This is a genomic window from Tateyamaria sp. (assembly GCF_039945315.1).
Taxonomy (GTDB): Bacteria; Pseudomonadota; Alphaproteobacteria; order Rhodobacterales; family Rhodobacteraceae; genus Tateyamaria.
In genome coordinates this window covers 52,353-71,636 of the sequence record NZ_JBDUXB010000036.1, presented here as the reverse complement: position 1 = coordinate 71,636, position 19,284 = coordinate 52,353, and the positions used below count along the sequence as shown (strand labels likewise).

The 19,284-nt window shown below is 56.4% G+C and carries 18 protein-coding genes and 3 tRNA genes; 15 read left to right on the top strand and 6 right to left on the bottom strand.

What is annotated here, in order from left to right:
- The first annotated feature begins 40 nt into the window (after window positions 1-40).
- From ABJD00_RS10360 to ABJD00_RS10350, 3 genes are all read left to right on the top strand, one after another.
- Entirely contained in the window at window positions 41-484 is a 444-nt protein-coding gene (locus ABJD00_RS10360; protein WP_413834565.1) for a MaoC family dehydratase, read from the top strand.
- Window positions 485-622: 138 nt separating this feature from the next.
- The gene (locus tag ABJD00_RS10355; protein ID WP_413834563.1) at window positions 623-1,555 is read left to right on the top strand and encodes a bifunctional riboflavin kinase/FAD synthetase; all 933 of its coding nucleotides are present in this window, start codon (window positions 623-625) and stop codon (window positions 1,553-1,555) included.
- Window positions 1,552-2,022 carry a YcgN family cysteine cluster protein gene (locus ABJD00_RS10350; protein WP_413834560.1) on the top strand — a complete coding sequence of 157 codons (471 nt, stop codon included), beginning with the start codon at window positions 1,552-1,554 and terminating at the stop codon, window positions 2,020-2,022. The genes ABJD00_RS10355 and ABJD00_RS10350 overlap by 4 nt, the downstream gene beginning before the upstream one ends.
- On the opposite strand, the gene ABJD00_RS10345 is transcribed toward ABJD00_RS10350, so the two are convergent.
- Together ABJD00_RS10345 and ABJD00_RS10340 are read right to left on the bottom strand one after the other, a co-directional pair.
- Window positions 2,019-2,810: an alpha/beta fold hydrolase gene (locus ABJD00_RS10345; protein WP_413834557.1), complete on the bottom strand. Its 792-nt coding sequence runs from the start codon at window positions 2,808-2,810 to the stop codon at window positions 2,019-2,021. The genes ABJD00_RS10350 and ABJD00_RS10345 overlap by 4 nt on opposite strands.
- A complete protein-coding gene (locus ABJD00_RS10340; RefSeq protein WP_108835726.1) occupies window positions 2,807-3,406 on the bottom strand; it encodes a 2-hydroxychromene-2-carboxylate isomerase in 600 nt (199 codons plus the stop codon). The genes ABJD00_RS10345 and ABJD00_RS10340 overlap by 4 nt, the downstream gene beginning before the upstream one ends.
- Before the next feature lie 107 nt (window positions 3,407-3,513).
- Here ABJD00_RS10340 and ABJD00_RS10335 point away from each other — a divergent pair, with 107 nt between their 5' ends.
- Complete coding sequence (locus ABJD00_RS10335) at window positions 3,514-4,533, top strand: ribose-phosphate pyrophosphokinase (protein WP_413834553.1); 1,020 nt, start codon at window positions 3,514-3,516, stop codon at window positions 4,531-4,533.
- Between the two features lie 72 nt (window positions 4,534-4,605).
- On the opposite strand, the gene ABJD00_RS10330 is transcribed toward ABJD00_RS10335, so the two are convergent.
- Window positions 4,606-5,154, bottom strand: a complete 549-nt coding sequence (locus tag ABJD00_RS10330; protein ID WP_413834550.1) for a hypothetical protein — start codon at window positions 5,152-5,154, stop codon at window positions 4,606-4,608.
- Window positions 5,155-5,231: 77 nt separating this feature from the next.
- Here ABJD00_RS10330 and ABJD00_RS10325 point away from each other — a divergent pair, with 77 nt between their 5' ends.
- Together ABJD00_RS10325 and tgt are read left to right on the top strand one after the other, a co-directional pair.
- Window positions 5,232-5,810, top strand: coding sequence for a Crp/Fnr family transcriptional regulator (locus ABJD00_RS10325; RefSeq protein WP_413834548.1), 579 nt, complete (start codon window positions 5,232-5,234; stop codon window positions 5,808-5,810).
- A 275-nt stretch (window positions 5,811-6,085) separates the two neighbouring features.
- Complete coding sequence (tgt, locus tag ABJD00_RS10320) at window positions 6,086-7,213, top strand: tRNA guanosine(34) transglycosylase Tgt (RefSeq protein WP_413834545.1); 1,128 nt, start codon at window positions 6,086-6,088, stop codon at window positions 7,211-7,213.
- 537 nt (window positions 7,214-7,750) lie between these two features.
- Here the strand turns inward: tgt and ABJD00_RS10315 are convergent.
- Window positions 7,751-7,900 (bottom strand): hypothetical protein, encoded by a 150-nt coding sequence (locus ABJD00_RS10315; protein WP_413834543.1) that lies wholly within the window; start codon window positions 7,898-7,900, stop codon window positions 7,751-7,753.
- 320 nt (window positions 7,901-8,220) lie between these two features.
- Between ABJD00_RS10315 and lon the strand changes: the two genes are divergently transcribed.
- The 7 genes from lon (at window position 8,221) to ABJD00_RS10280 (ending at window position 14,112) form a co-directional block, all read left to right on the top strand.
- Window positions 8,221-10,632 carry an endopeptidase La gene (lon, locus tag ABJD00_RS10310; RefSeq protein ID WP_413834540.1) on the top strand — a complete coding sequence of 804 codons (2,412 nt, stop codon included), beginning with the start codon at window positions 8,221-8,223 and terminating at the stop codon, window positions 10,630-10,632.
- A 156-nt stretch (window positions 10,633-10,788) separates the two neighbouring features.
- Complete coding sequence (locus ABJD00_RS10305; protein ID WP_413834538.1) at window positions 10,789-11,235, top strand: HU family DNA-binding protein; 447 nt, start codon at window positions 10,789-10,791, stop codon at window positions 11,233-11,235.
- A gap of 61 nt (window positions 11,236-11,296) precedes the next feature.
- Window positions 11,297-11,371 (top strand) — tRNA-Val (locus ABJD00_RS10300).
- A 211-nt stretch (window positions 11,372-11,582) separates the two neighbouring features.
- Complete coding sequence (locus tag ABJD00_RS10295; RefSeq protein WP_413834535.1) at window positions 11,583-12,161, top strand: histidine phosphatase family protein; 579 nt, start codon at window positions 11,583-11,585, stop codon at window positions 12,159-12,161.
- Window positions 12,162-12,209: 48 nt separating this feature from the next.
- Window positions 12,210-12,285, top strand: a tRNA-Val gene (locus ABJD00_RS10290).
- Window positions 12,286-12,506: 221 nt separating this feature from the next.
- Complete coding sequence (locus ABJD00_RS10285) at window positions 12,507-13,445, top strand: pirin family protein (RefSeq protein ID WP_413834532.1); 939 nt, start codon at window positions 12,507-12,509, stop codon at window positions 13,443-13,445.
- Between the two features lie 590 nt (window positions 13,446-14,035).
- Window positions 14,036-14,112, top strand: a tRNA-Asp gene (locus tag ABJD00_RS10280).
- An 88-nt stretch (window positions 14,113-14,200) separates the two neighbouring features.
- Here ABJD00_RS10280 and ABJD00_RS10275 read toward each other — a convergent pair.
- Together ABJD00_RS10275 and ABJD00_RS10270 are read right to left on the bottom strand one after the other, a co-directional pair.
- The gene (locus tag ABJD00_RS10275) at window positions 14,201-15,058 is read right to left on the bottom strand and encodes an alpha/beta fold hydrolase (protein WP_413834529.1); all 858 of its coding nucleotides are present in this window, start codon (window positions 15,056-15,058) and stop codon (window positions 14,201-14,203) included.
- Between the two features lie 56 nt (window positions 15,059-15,114).
- Entirely contained in the window at window positions 15,115-16,485 is a 1,371-nt protein-coding gene (locus tag ABJD00_RS10270; protein ID WP_413834526.1) for a M20/M25/M40 family metallo-hydrolase, read from the bottom strand.
- 244 nt (window positions 16,486-16,729) lie between these two features.
- Here ABJD00_RS10270 and hemA point away from each other — a divergent pair, with 244 nt between their 5' ends.
- Window positions 16,730-17,953: a 5-aminolevulinate synthase gene (gene hemA / locus ABJD00_RS10265; RefSeq protein ID WP_413834523.1), complete on the top strand. Its 1,224-nt coding sequence runs from the start codon at window positions 16,730-16,732 to the stop codon at window positions 17,951-17,953.
- A 114-nt stretch (window positions 17,954-18,067) separates the two neighbouring features.
- Window positions 18,068-19,267 carry a helix-turn-helix domain-containing protein gene (locus ABJD00_RS10260; RefSeq protein WP_413834521.1) on the top strand — a complete coding sequence of 400 codons (1,200 nt, stop codon included), beginning with the start codon at window positions 18,068-18,070 and terminating at the stop codon, window positions 19,265-19,267.
- Window positions 19,268-19,284 lie beyond the last annotated feature (17 nt).

Here is a 19,284-nt window from a genome sequence, read left to right as displayed (position 1 = left end):
AAGCGCCCGTGTGGCGTCAGAAAATTACCGGAAGCGACTCATGTTGGACAACCTACCGCGTGGCACGATCTGTATCGAAGACATCGAAATGGGCATGTCGCGCCATCTGCGCAAACAGGTCACTGACCGCGATATCGAGTTGTTTGCCGAAGTCTCCACTGATCACAATCCGGTCCACATGGATGACGATTATGCACGCGATACGATCTTTGCTGGTCGCATCGCTCACGGAATGCTGACTGCAGGACTGATCTCGGCCGTGATCGGGGAGCAGCTACCCGGACATGGGACGGTTTACATGGGCCAGTCGCTCAAGTTCCTCGCGCCTGTACGCCCCGGCGACATGGTTTATGCCGAAGTGAAAGTGATCGACATCGATTTTGCCAAGCGCAGAGTGCGCCTCGATTGTCACTGTGCTGTGGACGGTAAGAAAGTGTTGGTGGGCGAGGCCACGGTGCTTGCACCGTCGCGCAAATTCGACTGATCCTGACGGTGGCTGGCGGCAGCAAAACGGCCTTAGGGGTTTCGCCCCGTTCGCTTGGACTTCCCTTCTGTATTCTGGGCCAAAAGAAGCGGTACCCTGCGCCTTGCCCTCATCTTGTGGCGCAGCTAGGCATGGCTCATGAGGATCGTGCGCGACTATCAATTTGTGGAACCTGAAGATCGAGGTGCAAGTGCAGCCATCGGCAACTTTGATGGTGTGCATCTGGGCCACCAGTCGGTGATTGAACTGGCGCGTGCTGCGGTGCCGGACGCCCCATTGGGCGTCATGACATTCGAGCCGCATCCGCGTGTTTACTTTGCTCCGGACGCTCCTCCGTTTCGACTCATGAGCCAGGCCGCGCGCGCCAGTCGGTTGCAAAAACTGGGGGTGGACCGGCTTTATGAATTGCCGTTCAACGCTGGGCTTGCCGCGCTCGCTCCAGAAGAGTTTGCGGGGCGTGTGATCTGTGAGGGTTTGGGGCTACGCCACGTGGTGGTAGGGGCTGATTTCTGTTTTGGTCGCAAACGGGCAGGGACGGCGGACGACCTTGTACGGTTTGGGGCAGAGATGGGATTTGGGGTCACCATTGCCCCCTTGATCGAACGCAGTTCTGCCACCGTGTCCTCAACCGCGATCCGCACCGCGCTGAGCGAGGGACGCACGCGGGATGCCGCCGCGATGCTTGGCCACTGGCACCGGATCGAGGGGCCTGTGATTGGCGGCGAACAGCGCGGGCGCGAGTTGGGCTATCCCACAGCAAACATGTCCATCGACGATCTGCACCCACCGGCCTTTGGCGTATATGCAGTTCTGGTTGATGTACTGGAGGGGCCACATGCGGGCACCTATCATGGGGTGGCCAGCCTTGGGGTGCGCCCAATGTTTGGTGAAAACCGCCCAAACCTTGAAACCTTTGTCTTTGATTTTTCGGGCGATCTGTATGGCACGCCGATGTCTGTGGCGTTAGTGGAACATCTGCGGGGCGAAGAAAAATTCGATAGCCTTGAGGCATTGATTGCACAGATGGATGCGGACAGCGCACAATCGCGCGCCATTTTGGCTGCCCTATGAGCGACCCGATCGACCGCACTGGCTTTGGCCCAAAATTCTGGGAAACCAAATCTCTTGACCAGATGAGCGAAGCAGAGTGGGAGGCTTTGTGTGATGGCTGCGGCAAATGTTGCCTGAACAAGCTGGAAGACGAAGACAGCGGAGAGGTCGCCTTGACCCGCGTAGCCTGCCGCCTTTTGGACGATGCCACCTGCCGCTGTGCGCAATACGAGATCCGGCACCAATTTGTACCTGATTGCATCGTACTGAAACCGTCAAACATTGAAAGCCATCTCTATTGGATGCCGCAAACCTGCGCTTATCGGATGCTGCACGAGGGCAGGGGGCTGGCCGATTGGCACCCGCTGATTTCAGGCACGGCCGAGACCGTTCATGCGGCTGGCGTATCTATGCGCGGTCGAACCGTCAGCGAATTCGAGGTCGCCGATGAAGATTGGGAAGACCACATCATAGAAGAGCCGACCTAGGTCGCATTGAGAAATTGGCGCACCGGGTCAGAGGCCTCTTTGGGATGCGTGATAGGCCCCATATGGCCAATGCCGTCCAGCGTGATCTGTTGTGCCTGCGGCAGCCGCCTTGCGATGGCTTCACTGACGGGCAGGGCCCAGGGCGATCCGGCACCACGCACAAGCAAAGCAGGCATATCCGCCGCCGCAAACCGACCCGGTGCCAACAACCCGGCACTGTCATTTATGAGGAAAGAGGCGGAGTCTCGCACGAAAAAGATGCGGTCGGCCATATAGGTCCGCGTGGACAAAGGTATGTCGTCCCAACTGGCCGCATCCCCCCATGTGGCGCTGAACGCCCGTGCCGCTGCCATCCTGTCGTCTGCATCCAAAGCGTCATCGAAAACTTTGGTGTCACGGGCGTAGACTTGTGCAAAGGCCGGATCATCGGCCATTGCTGGTGCAAAATATACCGGTTCAAACATGACCAACTTGCGAACAAGGGACGGGTGTTCAATGGCGATGCGCAATGCGACGGTGGCACCAAAAGAATGCCCGATCACATCGACCGGCCCCAGATCGTCCAACACGGCCAGTGCCATATCCGTGGCCGTGTCGTGCATGACTCCACGCCCGTCCCAATCGCTCGATTTGCCATGACACGGCAGATCAAAGGCATGCAGTGTGGCCATATCCCCAAGCGCAGCCCCCATGCCCCGCCACGCGCCGGAATGCGCGAGCGAACAATGGATGGCCAGCACCGGGCGCGGCCCGGTGCCAAAGCTGCGGCGATGAATGTGTGGGATCAAAGTTTGCCGGACAGGTGCATATCCAGTTCTTCGATCTTGTCCTGTCCCCAAAACCGCTGCCCATCATCCACAATATAAAACGGTGCACCGAACGCGCCCTTGTCGATGGCTTCTTCGAGATTGCGGGCGTAGGTCTCGGCCCCTGCCAGCAAACCGCTGTCAGAAAGTGCAGGGTCAAAACCGGCCGCCTCAAGGCAGGCTTTTATCACGCTATCCTCTGCAATGTCCTTTTCCTCGGCCCAGACGGCGCGCAGGACGTTTTGAACCAGCAATCCCAGATCGCCGCCACCTGCGGCCTGCGCGGCAATGATCGCGTAAGACGACGGTGCGGCATTGGTGGGCCAGTGCGCAGGTTTCAGGTTCAACGGCATGCCCAGTTTTTTGGCTTGTCGCGGCAGTTCCTGCGCGCGGTATTCCACGCGGTTGGGGTGGCGATCTTTGGGGGGCGTGCCACCTGTGCGGGAAAACAGACCCATGATGTCGAGCGGTTTGTAGGTCACGGTGGCGCCATGCTTGGCGACCACGTCTTCAAAGCGTGTGCCTGCCAGATATGTGTAAGGGGACAGGGTCGCAAAATAATAGTCGATATGGGCCATTTTCTTCTCCGCTGGGGGGTGTGTTGGGTTCGCGCGACGCTAACCGCGTGCTAGGTGATGTCAACATCACGAATCTGTCACATTGTCGTGCTGCGCGGGGACACCACATGCCGAACATCCAGGAACCGAAACTGATTTCAGGCAATGCAAATTTGCCATTGGCCAATGCCATTGCCAGACGCATGTCTATGCACCGTGGTGTTCACACCGGATTGGTGGATGCGCGGGTCGAACGATTTAACGACGGCGAAATCTTTGTTGAGGTGTTCGAGAATGTACGCGGCGAGGATATGTTCATCATCCAGCCGACCTCCAACCCGGCCAATGACAACCTGATGGAACTGCTCATTATGTGCGACGCACTGCGACGCTCTTCGGCAGCTCGGATCACCGCCGTGATCCCCTATTTCGGTTATGCGCGTCAGGATCGCCGCTCCAAGGCACGTACACCCATTTCGGCCAAGCTGGTGGCGAACATGCTGGTTGGCGCAGGGATCGAACGGGTGCTGACAATGGATCTGCACGCCGCGCAAATTCAGGGGTTCTTCGATATTCCCGTGGACAACCTTTACGCCTCACCGATTTTTGCGCTCGATATCCGCACACAGTTTGCCGGGAAACTGGACGATCTTATGATCGTGTCTCCGGACGTCGGCGGCGTGGCGCGGGCACGCGACCTTGCCAAACGTCTTTCAGCACCGTTGTCGATCGTGGACAAACGGCGCGAGAAAGCCGGCGAAGTGGCCGAGATGACGGTGATCGGGGATGTGACGGACAAAACCTGCGTCATAGTGGACGACATGGTCGACACTGCCGGCACACTCTGCAAGGCGGCAGAAGTCCTGATCGAAAACGGGGCGAAAGAGGTGCATTCCTATATCTCGCACGGTGTCATGTCAGGCCCCGCGGTCGAGCGGGTGACCAAGTCGGTGATGAAGTCGCTGGTGATCACCGACAGCATCCAGCCCACTGACCCGATCAAGGCTGCCTCAAATATCCGCATCGTGCCTACGGCACCGGTCTTTGCCCAAGCCATCCTGAACATCTGGAACGGCACATCGGTTTCTTCGCTCTTTGAGGCCGACACACTGTCCCCGATCTATGACGGGATGTATGCGGCGGAGTGAAGTAGAGGAAAACCGTTGCTGCGTTCAAGACTGATCAACGGCAGCTTTGCGGACAAGGCCGCCGTTAACAGGCTAGAGATGAATTTTCGCTTTTGGTTGCCTTGCCCAATTAAATCCCGCCAGTAGGACCATTAGCACAGCCAAGGTTGTTGAAACGGATTTAAGAATTGTGACTGAGCTGGCAGCATGTACCAACGGAACAAAAACGCTTGGCCAGCTCCAGATCATGGCCATGATCCCGAGGTTCTCGACATAGTCGAACAGGGCGCTAGCAACTGAAAGGGCGATGCCGAAGCAGACAAATCTACTGTTTGGCATACGCTGTCCAAGCCAGCAGATCGTGGCAATCATAGTCAACGCAAGCATCGCTGGATAAAGTGTGTCCAAAGCGAGTTGGCGACTGAGGTAATAGTCGCGCCCGTCCACTCCTAGGGCTTCAAGAAGTGCTGCTGCCTGTGTGGGGGCATAGCCGGCCGGGCGCATGTCGAAGGGGACGTGCCCGGAAACCGCTTCGATATGGGCGAGCGTGACGCTCATCATCAGCCAATAGATTGAAGCTGCTATCAAACCTGAACCGACTGCAATTAGTCCAATGTGCTTTGGCAGAATTCTATTCGTCATTTGTAATCTCCCTGACCTGTGCCACACATGCTCGCAGACGGTTTGACCCGCATTATCATTTGATAAGGCAAGCGAAGATGGATTTACGGACTTTTCTGATGCGGTCACCTGACTTTTCAGAAATGGCTTGCGCGGAACGTTTCGCATCAGATTGGAAACGTCAGCGCCTCAAAAAAGGGGCGCACCTAACCCGCCAAGAACAATCCGAAACAGATGAATTCGCGCTTTTGGAAGGATGCTTGGCGAGCAGTATTTGTGACCAAGACGGCAAAGAAGTTTGTGTCGACTTTTTTGTGGGTCCCTGTGTTGTTACGCCAAATATCGCGCGGACGCGCAACGGTTTGTCGCTTGTGTCCATAGTGGCAACGACCGATTCGGTGCTGGCGCGGATTGACAGCGATGCGCTATCAAATCGGATGATTTCATCTGAACCCGTCCGAAATTGGGCCAACGGGATTCTGCGGGAGGCGTTGAGCAGGAAGGCGGATCGAGAGTGGTGCCTCGCCGCGCTTGGCGGGGCCGAGCGTCTCACTTGGTTTCGCCAAGCATTCCCGGGCTATGAAGACATCTTTCCTCATACGTTGATTGCATCGTTTTTGGGGGTCACGCCTGTCACAATGAGCCGCTTACGCGCCAACGATAAAACCCGATTGTAAGCGGCCACTCCTGCTGCACACGACATCAGTCACTATCAACACAAACCCGACCTTCGCTTCGCCTACCAACGTGTAAAGTGGCGTTTTGAGGAGAAAAGACTGGTGATAGAAACTCTGCCTGCTCCCAAGCGAAAACATGAGCGCAAGGTTAAACCACACTTGTTACCTATTAGTTTCGCGCATTCCGAACCCTATCCCAGCATGGGACACCCATCATGGCTTGGCACCATGCCTAGGGCGAAGTATTAGGGCGCTTCACTGGTGGCGAGGGCGATATGACAAGCTTTTCCTTTGATCTCAAAGGCACAGACGGGCGGGCCCGGACGGGAGTGATCTCGACCCCACGGGGCGACATTCGCACCCCGGCTTTCATGCCCGTTGGCACCGCCGCCACGGTCAAGGCGATGCTGCCCGGATCGGTGCGTGAAACCGGTGCTGACATCCTGTTGGGTAACACCTACCACCTTATGTTGCGCCCCACAGCCGAGAGGATCGACGCCCTTGGCGGATTGCACAAGTTCATGAACTGGGACCGCCCGATCCTCACCGATTCTGGTGGGTTTCAAGTGATGAGCCTCGCCTCGTTGCGCAAACTCACCGAAGAGGGCGTCACATTCAAATCCCACATTGACGGATCCAAGCATACTCTGAGCCCTGAACGTTCGATGGAAATTCAGCGGCTGCTTGGGTCAGACATTGTGATGTGTTTCGATGAATGTCCGGCCTTGCCCGCGGATCGGAGTCGGATCGCTGAAAGCATGGAATTGTCGATGCGTTGGGCCAAACGATCGCGCGCGGCCTTTGGGGACAGGCCCGGCCACGCGCTCTTTGGCATTCAGCAAGGTGGGCTGGAAGAAGATTTGCGAGGACAAAGCGCCGAAGCCCTGCGCGAGATCGGCTTTGAGGGCTATGCAGTCGGCGGTTTGGCCGTTGGAGAGGGGCAGGAGGCGATGTTTGGCTGCCTCGATTTTGCGCCGGAACAACTGCCCAGAGACAAGCCACGTTACCTCATGGGCGTGGGGAAGCCTGACGATATCGTGGGCGCTGTTGCACGGGGCATCGATATGATGGACTGCGTGCTGCCGTCGCGATCGGGGCGTACGGGGCAGGTGTTCACCCGCCACGGCGTGCTCAACATCAAAAACGCGCGACACCAGAACGATCCCCGCCCGTTGGATGAAAACTGCTCCTGTCCGGCGTGTCGTGGGTATTCACGGGCCTACCTGCACCATGTGTTCCGCAGTCAGGAAATTATCTCTTCGATGCTGCTGACATGGCACAATCTGCATTACTATCAGGACCTGATGCAGGGCATGCGCGATGCGATTGCGGCCGGCACCTTCGAGGCGTGGCAGACATCTTTTCATGACGGCCGGGCGATGGGCGATATTGAGCCGATTTGACGATGGTACCGCATGTGTTGGAACAGGATTCGACCCTCTTTCTCTCATTTTGAATGAACGCATTTTGCTAACCAACACCTTGTAGTTGAAAAATAAAGCGCTGAGGTTGCATTGGCGGCTGTTCATGGGGATGTGAAAGGTGGCTTCCAAGGTAAGGAATACCCCCATCGCGGCATTTTTCGACTCATCCTAGGCTAAAGATGTTCACACCTTGGGGAAGGATCGTCATGCCACTTGTTCTGTTTTCGGCGGTATGGTTCGCCGCGTCTTTATTGGCGGTCCTGACCCTTGTGTGAACTGCCTTAGGCCAGCAACTCAACTGCCCAACCGACCACCCCAATTTGTATAAGTTGGATTGTGACAGACGCGAAGTTCAGCCATCTGAACCAGCCTCTGTTGCTACAGCTGGCGCCACAATGATCTGCACCGCTAAAACCTGACGCGAATATGCGGTGCTTTGTGCAATTCCAATCAACAGGAAACCCGCAAGTAAATTCACGAAAAGGGCGGCTAAACTGGCGAGTCAGGCGGTTGCGATCACCCAAAGATAATAAAAGGAAAAGCACCTCGAATGCCCTTTTGGGCATCATGGGCGTCAAACAGCTTGAAGAAAGCTGCCGCAAACCCAAATGAAAGCAAGGTCATGCCACCGAACAGTAGTGCAGTCAGCATGGCATCGGTTATCATGAATTTCTCCTTTGTTGCACGGTCCTGCTGAACGCGCATGATGGAGTTGCAAGCATTCGTGAGAGGCGCATTGACGCATGGGGCAATGCAGTTATCCACATTTAGTGGTGAAATGGGCGCCGCACCCCACAGAGAGTGGTCTTTTTATGTGGACAACCCCGCTGATCCCATTGCACCCGCCGCGCTGTCACGGCACACTGACCCTTGAAACCGGGGCGCAAAGGCCACAAATCAAGCAGTCCTGACACGAAATAGGAGACGGAGACCGGTTGCCGCCAAGCGGGGCCACGCCGTCTTGCCACTCAAAAGGAAAAAAACGCATGCAAGAGCCACTCAACGCCTCTTATCCGGTGCTGCCGCTGCGCGATATTGTCGTCTTCCCGCACATGATTGTGCCGCTGTTTGTGGGACGTGATAAATCAGTGCGCGCTTTGGAAGAGGTGATGGCCGATGACAAGCAGATCCTGCTGTCGAGCCAGATTGACCCTTCGATCGACGATCCTGACTCGGATGGCATCTTTAAAGCGGGTGTGCTGGCGAATGTACTGCAACTGCTTAAATTGCCCGATGGCACCGTAAAAGTGCTGGTCGAGGGCCAAGCGCGTGTGCGCATTACGGAATACCTGGAAAACGATAACTTTTTCGAGGCGCGCGCCGAGTATCTCACGGAGATGCCCGGTGACATGGCGACGACTGAGGCGCTGTTGCGCTCGGTCGCTGAAGAGTTTGAGCGTTATTCCAAGGTCAAAAAGAACATCCCTGAAGAGGCGTTGACCGCTGTCGGAGAAACCTCTGAGCCTGCCAAGCTGGCGGATCTGGTGGCCGGGCATCTGGGCATTGAGGTTGAGCAGAAACAGGATCTGCTGGAAACGCTGTCGATCAGCGAACGGCTTGAAAAGGTCTATGGTCTGATGCAGGGCGAGTTGTCGGTTCTGCAGGTCGAAAAGAAGATCAAGACCCGTGTGAAATCTCAGATGGAGAAGACCCAGCGCGAATATTATTTGAATGAGCAAATGAAAGCCATTCAGAACGAGCTGGGAGATGGCGAGGACGGCAAAAACGAAGTTGCGGAACTCGAAGCGAAAGTTACTGAGACAAAGCTGAGTAAAGAGGCCCGTGAAAAGGCCGATGCCGAGCTCAAGAAACTGAAAAACATGTCGCCGATGAGTGCCGAGGCGACTGTTGTACGCAACTATCTCGACTGGATGCTGTCCATCCCGTGGGGCGTGAAGTCTCGCGTGAAAAAAGATCTTGGGCGTGCCGAGAAAATTCTCGACGACGACCACTATGGCCTTGAAAAGGTTAAAGAACGCATTGTCGAGTACCTCGCCGTGCAACAACGCAGCAAAAAGATGAAAGGCCCGATCATGTGCTTGGTCGGCCCTCCTGGTGTAGGTAAAACATCGCTTGGGAAATCTGTTGCCAAAGCGACAGGGCGCGAATTCATTCGCATCAGTCTTGGCGGCGTGCGTGATGAAAGCGAAATCCGTGGGCACCGCCGCACCTATATTGGCTCCATGCCCGGAAAGATCATTCAGGCGCTGAAGAAAGCTAAGACCACCAACCCGCTGATCTTGCTCGATGAAATCGACAAGATGGGTCAGGACTTCCGGGGTGATCCGGCGTCTGCCATGCTTGAGGTGTTGGACCCTGAACAGAACAGCACCTTTGTCGATCACTATCTGGAGGTCGAATATGACCTTTCGAACGTGATGTTCCTGACAACGTCGAACTCCTACAACATGCCTGGGCCTTTGCTTGACCGGATGGAAATTATTCCGCTGGCTGGCTACACCGAGGATGAAAAGAGCGAGATTGCCAAGCAGCACCTCATCGCCAAGCAGATCAAGAACCACGGTCTGAAGAAAGGTGAGTTTGAGCTAACTGACGACGCCTTGAGTGACATCATCCGCTATTACACCCGCGAGGCCGGGGTGCGGAACCTTGAGCGTGAGATTGCCAAGGTGGCGCGCAAATCGCTGACCAAGATTGTTAAGAGGGAAGTTGAGGAAGTCGTTGTAACCTCCGAAAACCTCGACGATTTCCTTGGTGTGCGCAAACACCGCTATGGTCTGGCCGAACAGGCGGATCAGGTCGGGGTTGTGACCGGCCTGGCATGGACCTCCGTCGGCGGCGATCTGCTGCATATCGAGGCGTTGAAGCTGCCCGGCAAAGGGCGGATGAAGACGACTGGTAAGCTGGGCGATGTGATGAAGGAATCGATTGATGCAGCGGCAAGCTACGTTCGCTCGATCAGTCCGGAGATCGGCGTGAAACCCACGCAGTTCGACAAGTTGGACATTCACGTCCACGTTCCCGACGGGGCGACGCCAAAGGATGGGCCTAGTGCTGGTCTTGCTATGGTCACCTCGATCGTTTCGGTTCTGACGGGCATTCCCGTGCGCAAGGACATCGCCATGACAGGTGAGGTGAGTTTGCGCGGCAACGCGATGCCCATCGGAGGCCTCAAGGAAAAACTCCTCGCCGCTTTGCGGGGCGGGATCAAAACCGTGCTGATCCCTGAGGAAAACGAAAAGGACCTGGTCGAGATTCCCGACAACGTCAAAGAAGGGCTCGATATCATTCCGGTTACGCACGTCCGTGACGTGTTGAGCCGCGCACTGATCGCCGAACCTGAAGCGATCGAATGGGATGAAGCCGCCGAAGAGGCAGCGGCAGCCGCGGCTGCCAGTGCTACGGCAGGTGGCGGAGCAGGGGCCACCGCCCACTAATCTCAGCCAACTTAGACACAAGTAGCTCCCCGGATCCTGTCCGGGGCGTTTTTCATTGGAGGGCGGCGCCTCTCCTCGGCGGTCCCGGCCCAAACACATGGATTTTTAACCTGAAATTGGGTAAGACGCTTTCATAGAAAAACAAAGAGGCAGGCCATGGCGAAATCGATAAGCACGACCTGGAAACCCAAAACTACAAAGACACCGCGCAAGAAAGCCGCGCCTAAAGCCTTCGTTGCGCCAAAACCCGAGCCTGCTGCATCGGCGACAGTCGTGGATGCTCCCAAGCCCGTTGTGCTGGGCCCGATGATGCGAAAGCCCGAGTTGATAAATGCAGTCGTCGAAAGGTCCGGCCTCAAGAAAAAGGACGTAAAGCCGATAGTAGAGGCCACACTTGCCGTTCTTGGGGCTGCCTTGCAGGACAATCGCGAATTGAACCTGCAACCGATGGGAAAGATCAAGGTAAATCGCGAAAAGATAAAACCAAATGGCAAGGTGATGATCGCGCGCATTCGTCAGTCGCAGAACTTGCCCAGTGCACTGGCTGACACCGATCCGACGGACCTCGATTCAGATGTGGCGCCGCCAACGGCTGCCGAATAGCAGTTTCGCAGGTGCGCCCTCTTGCCACCACCCATGGCTCCGGCTAATACGCGCGAGCTTTGGGTGATTAGCTCAGTGGTAGAGCGCTTCGTTCACATCGAAGATGTCAGGAGTTCAAATCTCTTATCACCCACCAAAGCCCCTCACTTTGTGCTTTGTTTGTTGTAGCGCCTGGTGAATTGCCTGTCTGACGTTGCGATTGTGCGCCCTTTTGGACGACGTGTTCCAATCAACTAACTTCACTCATTCCTCACGGTCAGCGCCCTTGCGCGCGTCCTTATCGGACGTCACAACGCCATTGATCACGCTTAGGTTCCTTGGATCCAATGAAAGCCCATAACAGGAGAATGCTCGTGTCTTTCCACCCAATCTATGTGATGCGGCATGGGGAAACCGAATGGAATGCCGAAGGGCGGTTTCAGGGTGCTTTGAATTCTCCACTGACAGGGCTGGGCCAAGAGCATGCCCGCCGTTTGGCAAAAACGCTTGAGACGCTGGATCTCGATCCATTCGAAATCCGAGTCAGCCCACAGGGGCGGGCGTTTGAAACTGCAGCCATCGCCTTGGCCCGCAGAGCCAACTTTTTGCGCACCGATGACCGTCTGCGCGAGATCGAGGTCGGCGAGTGGTCGGGAAAGGTGCGCGCCGATGTCACCCCAAGCGGGTTGGTACTGGAAGACACGCCAGACGGCCCCATCGCGCTTTATGAACACGCGCCCGGCGGTGAGGGCTTTGCTGCTTTGCGGGCCCGCTGTACTGCGTTTCTGAACGATCTGACAGGCCCGACACTTTGCGTGACCCATGGCATCACCTCGCGCATGTTGCGCACGGTCGCTATGGATCAACCTTCCGCAACTCTAGGCAGCCGACCGGGTGGCCAAGGCATGATTCACGTCGTCGAAAACGGGATGCACCGCACCTTGTAAAAGGGGGCTTGCGGACCAGCACATGCCTCGCATAAAACACCGTCAGGCGGGTCGTTAGCTCAGTTGGTAGAGCGCTTCGTTTACACCGAAGATGTCGGGAGTTCGAGCCTCTCACGACCCACCATACTCTGCCTGTTTTATGCTTCAGCCAAAATAGCTCTTAGCGGCCTGCCTGAACGGTGCGTTGAGGACGCAGATCACACCCAACATTTGTCCGCGTCGTCCGGCATGCATCGTTGCGCCCCTATGTTGTGTGCGAATTTGCACAGGTGCCGTCCTTTTGCGCCTATTGCGTGCGTCGTCGGCCGCGCTACCTTTGTAAAACACCAGCAAAGGAGCCGTCAGATGAGTTGGAACCCAGCCCTCGATCCAGATTGCCCGAAGGGCGATGCGGTGGATGCCATTGAAACAATCATCGTCCCGCGTGCCCGTGATCTGGGTGGATTCGAGGTGCGGCGTGCGCTGCCCGCGCCCAAACGGCAGATGGTTGGGCCATTCATCTTCTTTGATCAAATGGGTCCGGCAGAGTTTGTCACCGGCAAAGGTATCGATGTGCGCCCGCACCCGCATATCGGACTGGCCACGGTCACTTATCTCTACAAAGGCAAAATTCATCATCGTGATAGTCTGGGCACCGACAGCTGGATCGAACCCGGGGCGGTGAACTGGATGGTGGCGGGGCATGGAATCACCCACTCCGAACGCACCGATGGCGATCTGCTGAAACGCCCGCATGACCTTTTTGGCATCCAGACATGGGTAGCCCTGCCTAAAGACGCCGAGGATGACCCGGCGGACTTTCAGCACGCGGCGAAGGACGATCTGCCGTTTCTGGAAGGTGAGGGCAAGGAAGTGCGACTGATCCTTGGTGATGCATGGGGCGAACGCGCGCCGGTGCAGACGTTTTCTGAAATGTTCTATGCCGATGCCGTGCTTGAGGCGGGGGCCTCCATCCCGCTTCCCGACAATCACGAAGACCGCGGTGTCTATGTCGTGGAGGGTTCGATTGTTGTTGCGGGCGAGACTTACGCAGCCGGACAGATGATGGTGTTTCGTCCCGGCGATGCAATGTCGCTCAGGGCAGGGGCCGCAGGCGCGCGCTTGATGATGCTAGGTGGTGCGACGCTTGAAGGGTCACGCCATATCTGGTGGAACTTCGTGGCATCTTCAAAGGAACGCATTGATGCGGCCAAAGAGGCGTGGCGCGCCGGTGATTGGGCGCATGGTCGGTTCAAACTGCCTCCGGGGGATGAGGATGAATTTATCCCGCTGCCTGACAGGTGAGCGATACCGAAACCTGTGCGATGCACGCAGGCGATCTGGCGGCTGTCAGTGCGCTGCATCTGTGCAATTGGCACGACAGTTACGCTGGCCCCATCGGTTCTGATTTCCAGGGGGGATCCGGTAGTTCGGGACACGGCCAGTTGCTGGGCGCTGGTGCGATCTGCGCCAGATCTTACTCTGGTTGCCATCTAAAACCACAGTCTGACAGGATTCGCCTGGTTGGGCCAGATTCACCCTAGCGGACCGTTTATGATGAATCTTTAGGTTGAGCACGCTATCGGGGCAATAGGCAGTTGGCATGGGCTGTTTGAGGCTTGCGCGCGGTACATCGTGGGGCAGGGGCTTGATCAGCTGTCTTGCTGGGCAAAGAACCCGCTCGCACGCTTTATGCCTGCTGGGGTTGGGAGGAATCTGAGCCCTTTGAAGACAGAGTGTCCGGAACCATGGTCAGCTCTGTTGCCACTTCATGGCCATCTGTTTCGGGGCTGATTTCGGAGTCTGGGAAACCTTCCTGAGAAAATTGCACCTTTTGCATCAAAAGCCCGCTTGACGAGGGCGGGCCCGCGCCATAATACGCCAGAACGCAGCGGGCGGTTGTAGCTCAGTTGGTTAGAGTACCGGCCTGTCACGCCGGGGGTCGCGGGTTCGAGCCCCGTCAACCGCGCCACTGCTGCGATAAAAGCCGCTCCTCTTTTTGAGGGGCGGTTTTTTCATTTGGTGGTGCGGTTTACGAGTTGGGAAACCGGTGCATCAGATCAAGTTGTCTGAGCGCACAGGAAGTCGAGAAGGGCGTGTACTGTCTCTTTGGGATTCGTGTCGGGAAAAAAGTGCCCCCCGGACAGTCCTGCGCTTTGCATATTGCTCAAACGATTCTGCCATGTCGCGGGCACGTCATATGCCTGACCCATAGCTCCGTCCGTACCGTATAGAACAAGTGCTGGAACCTCGATCTGTCGATCCAAGTCACGCGCATCCAGATCAAAATCTACATCAATCCCGGCGCGGTAGTCGTTACACATCGCTTTGATGCAAGCTGGCGATCGCCAGGATTTGCGATAGGCCTCTAGCGCTGATGGGTCAAAGCCCTCCATGCCTCCGCCCCAGCCCGCAAGACAGGATTCGAAATAGGCATCTGGGTAATACCCAATCAGGGTTTCGGGAAAGGGAGTGGGTTGGGCGAGAAAGAACCAATGGTAATAGGCACGCGCGACGCCTTGGGTCAGCTCATCAAGCAACAGATGAGTGGGTACGATATCCATCAGAGTCAGTGATTTGACCATTCCTGAGTGATCTAGCGCCAACCGATGCGCTGTACGGGCACCTCGGTCGTGGCCGACCAGATGGAACTGTTCAAATGCCAAATGTTGCATCAACGCGATTTGATCGCTGGCCATAAGCCGAAAGCTCATGTCCTGCATCGCATCAGGTTTGCTGCTGTCGCCATAGCCGCGCAAGTCGGCAGAGACGACTGTGAAACGTTCTGCCAAGGCCGGAGCAACCGCGTGCCACATGGCGCGGGTTTGGGGAAACCCGTGCAGCAAGAGGACAGGCGGGCCATCGCCTATGACGTCATAGGCGATTGTGATGTTTTCAGGTGTGCTGAAATACGGCATGACGACCTACGTCTTTCATATGCACAGGCCCGGGACCCGCGACTTTATCGGGTACCTCAAGTCAGGGCGTTGAGTATGCGGGCCCAGCTGCGGATGCCTTTGTGAAAGCTTTCCAGATCGTACTTTTCATTTGGTGAGTGGATCTGGTCGTCGTCCTTGCCAAAGCCGACCAGCATGGGTGTCGTGCCAAGAATATCCTGAAAATAGCCCGCGATGGGGATAGATCCGCCACAACCGACGTAAGCCGCCGGTACGTTCCATTCATCACTGAGTGCTGCACGTGCCTGTTCAAAGGCAGGATCGCTCGTTTCGGTGACCGAAGCAGGTCCAGCACCATGTGCGCCGAATTCAACTTCGCAGTCGGCTGGCATCGCGTCCCGGACCATCTGGCGGAAATTTTCGCGGATCTCGAGCGGATCCTGATCGCCCACTAGGCGAAAGCTAACCTTGGCCTGGGCCTTGCTGGGTAACACTGTCTTGAACCCCGCACCGGTGTAGCCGCCCCAAATTCCGTTGATCTCACAGGTTGGCCGTGACCAGATCATCTCGATCGGAGTGCGATCCACTTCGCCTGCAGGGACAGACAGGTCTACATCCCCCAGAAACTTGGCGTGATCAAATGCAAGGCCCTGCCATTGCTGGCGAATGTTATCGGGCAATTCCGGAACGCCGTCATAAAACCCCGGAACCGTTATCCGCCCAGTATCGTCATGGAGCGAGGCGAGAACCCGCGTCAGCACACGGATCGGGTTCATCGCGATGCCGCCGTACATACCCGAATGCAGATCATTGTCTGGAGCGGTCACGGTGATCTCTTCCCCAATCAGGCCGCGCAGCATGGTGACAATCGCGGGCACCCGCGATTCAAACAGTCCGGTGTCGCAGATCAGGGCGAGGTCTGATTTAAGTTCTTCTGAGTTCTCCTTCATGAAAGGGACAAGGGAGGGTGACCCGCTTTCCTCTTCGCCTTCGAAGAAAAAGGTGATGCGACAGGGCAGGGTGCCATGTTCGGCCTTCCATGCGCGACAGGCCTCTACGAAGGTCATCAACTGACCTTTGTCATCGGATGATCCGCGCCCTCTGATCACTTTGCCAGCATCGGTATCCTGAATTTCCGGATCAAATGGATCGCGGTCCCACAGTTCAAGCGGGTCGACGGGTTGAACGTCATAGTGACCGTAAAACAGCAGGTGTGGGCCGTCGCCCTCGACATGGCCCACGACCATCGGATGCCCCGGCGTGGGGCGCTTTTCTGCCTTTACACCAAGGGTTTGCAGGTCAGCCACCAGCCAGTCGGCGGCGGTGTCGCAATCTCCTTCAAAGGCCGGGTCGGTCGAGATCGAGGGGATGCGCAGCAGTTCAAGCAAACGGTCAGTGGCTTGCGGCAAGTCTGCGTCGATGCGGGCGAGAACGGCGTCGAGGGTCATGGAGGCTCCTATTGGATGATGGGACAAGAGTATCCTTGCCGTGCCCAGTGTCCAGAGGTGCTGCTTGAATTGGGTCAATGCTTTTAAGGTTCAGAACATGATTGATGCAGGTCAGGAATAACAGACCTGCGACATGACGCGCATTTGATTAGCATTGAAGGACATTGGCGCAATCTATATTTATTCTAAGACGGTTGCAGCGCTCATAGGTTGCAACCAAATCTGACCAAGACGGAGCCGCTCTGTGAACTACACAGCCCAATTGGATAACGCCCTGCAACGCCTTCACGACGAAGGCCGCTATCGCACCTTTATCGATATTGAGCGGCAAAAGGGTCAGTTTCCTCATGCGCTCTGGACGCGCCCTGACGGCACCCAGGCGCCGATCACTGTATGGTGCGGAAATGACTATCTGGGCATGGGCCAAAATCCCATCGTTCTCAAAGCGATGCACGAAGCAATTGATGCAACTGGAGCCGGCTCCGGAGGCACCCGCAACATTTCGGGCACGACAGTTTACCACAAGCGGCTTGAGGCTGAGCTTGCTGATCTGCACTCCAAAGAGGCCGCGCTGCTGTTTACAAGCGCCTATATCGCGAATGACGCAACTTTAAGTACTTTACCCAAGTTGTTTCCTGGTCTCATAATTTACTCAGATTCTCTCAATCACGCCTCGATGATAGAAGGGGTGCGCCGCAATGGCGGGGCCAAGCGTGTTTTCCGCCACAATGATCTTGATCACTTGCGTGAGTTACTGGCTGCGGATGATCCGGAGGCGCCGAAGGTTATTGCCTTTGAATCGATCTACTCGATGGACGGCGATTTTGGTCCGATAGCAGCAATTTGCGATCTGGCGGATGAGTTCAGTGCGTTGACTTATATCGACGAAGTGCACGCCGTCGGCATGTACGGTCCGCGCGGCGGCGGTGTGGCCGAACGGGATGGGCTAATGGGTCGAATCGACATCATCAACGGCACCCTTGCCAAAGCGTACGGCGTAATGGGTGGATATATAGCCGCATCCGCGAAAATGTGTGATGCCATAAGGTCTTACGCGCCAGGGTTCATTTTCACGACTTCCTTGCCGCCTGCCGTAGCCGCAGGGGCAGCGGCTTCGGTGGCGTTCCTGAAAACTGCCGAAAACTTGCGTGCAGATCATCAGGCGCAGGCAAAGGCACTCAAGCTGCGCCTTAAGGGGATGGGATTGCCGATCATCGATCACGGCAGTCACATCGTCCCGGTGATGGTTGGCAATCCAGTGCACACCAAGATCCTGAGCGATATGCTGCTGGAAAACCATGGCATCTATGTCCAACCGATCAACTTCCCCACTGTACCGCGCGGGACCGAGCGGTTGCGCTTTACGCCATCGCCGGTGCACGGCCCGAAAGAGATGGATGCTCTGGTGCAGGCCATGGATGAACTTTGGTCGCATTGTGCGCTTAATCGCGCTGAAAGCGCCGGATAGTTTCAAGTTTAGTCGCAATTAACGTTGTCTTGTGCTACGCAGTGTTTAACAACACGCGTGGAGCGAATCGAGTGGGACAGGTTCGTTAACACAGGAAACAATTGGGGCAGCGGCATGATCGGGCGGAAATCCGTCATATCTGAGAACACTAATGACGCAGAGCCAAAGGGCTTTGACGCCTTTGAGTTGCGTCTCGGTGACATCATGCGCGGCGAGCGTGCCACTCTTGGTAAATCCCTTTTGGATGTTCAGCGCGAGTTGCGGATCAAAGCAAGTTACATTGCTGCTATCGAATCCTGCGACCCGGATGCCTTTGACACTCCTGGGTTTATTGCGGGGTACGTGCGCTCCTATGCACGTTATCTCAATATGGACCCGGACCGCACTTTTGGCACATTCTGTGAGGAAAGCGGATTTTCGGTGGCCCATGGCATGTCGGCTGATGCATCTGTGGTCAAGAAATCCAACCGCGAAGAGCGGATGAGCCGCAAACCAGCTGGCGATATATTTTCCGCGCCGAATACTCCCTTTGTCCCAGCGGGCGAGGCTGTTTGGTCTGGTATTGAGCCCCGGGCAATCGGTTCGACGCTTGTGTTGTTGGCATTGATCGGCGGCCTTGGATTTGGCGGTTATTCCATCTTGCAAGAAGTTCAGCGTGTGCAAGTCGCACCGGTGGATCAGACGCCCGTCGTTTTGTCAGACCTTGATCCATTGGCCGGTGCCGCTCCTCTGGAAACTGTTTTGGGCCCGAACATCGAAACCCCGCGTGCCGATGTGTTGGACCGCCTTTACCGTCCACAAGCACTGGACGTGCCTGTATTGGTTGCCCGCGACGCGCCGATCGCAACACTCAATCCACGTGAACTAGGTGCTTTTGCTGAGCCTGACCCCGATACTTCGCAATTTGCGGGCATTGAGGATATTTCACCCTTTGGCCCGCCGTCGGTACCGCAAGTTGTTGAGGAGCAGGCCCCTGCGTTGACTATGGTTGCTGTGCGACCTTCATGGGTGCGTGTGCGCGCCGCAGATGGGACTGTGATTTTCGAAGCGACGATGCAAGCTGGCGATACGTGGGAAGCGCCGCTGACCGAAGAAGCGCCGACCCTTCGCACGGGCGAAAGCGGTGCGATCTATTTTGCGATGAACGACAAATTCTATGGACCGGTTGGTGAAACGGGGTCTGTCACGTCCAACCTGCCTTTGGAAATCGCGGGCCTGCAAGAGACCTATCTGCCCGTTGAGGTCAGCACCGATGAAGGCCTTGTGCGCTATGCCGAGGCGCGCGCTGCCACGGTAACGGACCCTTCCGAATAACGCCGGCACCGGACGCT

What these genes read in the sequence shown, in the direction of transcription:
- ABJD00_RS10270 (WP_413834526.1), bottom strand. Translation starts at nt 16,485, where the DNA reads ATGACCCTCGACGCCGTTCTCGCCCGCATCGACGCAGACTTGCCGCAA.
- ABJD00_RS10295 (WP_413834535.1), top strand. Translation starts at nt 11,583, where the DNA reads ATGCTCGTGTCTTTCCACCCAATCTATGTGATGCGGCATGGGGAAACC.
- ABJD00_RS10350 (WP_413834560.1), top strand. Translation starts at nt 1,552, where the DNA reads ATGAGCGACCCGATCGACCGCACTGGCTTTGGCCCAAAATTCTGGGAA.
- ABJD00_RS10355 (WP_413834563.1), top strand. Translation starts at nt 623, where the DNA reads ATGAGGATCGTGCGCGACTATCAATTTGTGGAACCTGAAGATCGAGGT.
- ABJD00_RS10360 (WP_413834565.1), top strand. Translation starts at nt 41, where the DNA reads ATGTTGGACAACCTACCGCGTGGCACGATCTGTATCGAAGACATCGAA.
- ABJD00_RS10260 (WP_413834521.1), top strand. Translation starts at nt 18,068, where the DNA reads ATGATCGGGCGGAAATCCGTCATATCTGAGAACACTAATGACGCAGAG.
- lon (WP_413834540.1), top strand. Translation starts at nt 8,221, where the DNA reads ATGCAAGAGCCACTCAACGCCTCTTATCCGGTGCTGCCGCTGCGCGAT.
- ABJD00_RS10315 (WP_413834543.1), bottom strand. Translation starts at nt 7,900, where the DNA reads ATGATAACCGATGCCATGCTGACTGCACTACTGTTCGGTGGCATGACC.
- ABJD00_RS10330 (WP_413834550.1), bottom strand. Translation starts at nt 5,154, where the DNA reads ATGACGAATAGAATTCTGCCAAAGCACATTGGACTAATTGCAGTCGGT.
- ABJD00_RS10275 (WP_413834529.1), bottom strand. Translation starts at nt 15,058, where the DNA reads ATGCCGTATTTCAGCACACCTGAAAACATCACAATCGCCTATGACGTC.
- ABJD00_RS10305 (WP_413834538.1), top strand. Translation starts at nt 10,789, where the DNA reads ATGGCGAAATCGATAAGCACGACCTGGAAACCCAAAACTACAAAGACA.
- ABJD00_RS10285 (WP_413834532.1), top strand. Translation starts at nt 12,507, where the DNA reads ATGAGTTGGAACCCAGCCCTCGATCCAGATTGCCCGAAGGGCGATGCG.
- ABJD00_RS10340 (WP_108835726.1), bottom strand. Translation starts at nt 3,406, where the DNA reads ATGGCCCATATCGACTATTATTTTGCGACCCTGTCCCCTTACACATAT.
- ABJD00_RS10335 (WP_413834553.1), top strand. Translation starts at nt 3,514, where the DNA reads ATGCCGAACATCCAGGAACCGAAACTGATTTCAGGCAATGCAAATTTG.
- tgt (WP_413834545.1), top strand. Translation starts at nt 6,086, where the DNA reads ATGACAAGCTTTTCCTTTGATCTCAAAGGCACAGACGGGCGGGCCCGG.
- ABJD00_RS10325 (WP_413834548.1), top strand. Translation starts at nt 5,232, where the DNA reads ATGGATTTACGGACTTTTCTGATGCGGTCACCTGACTTTTCAGAAATG.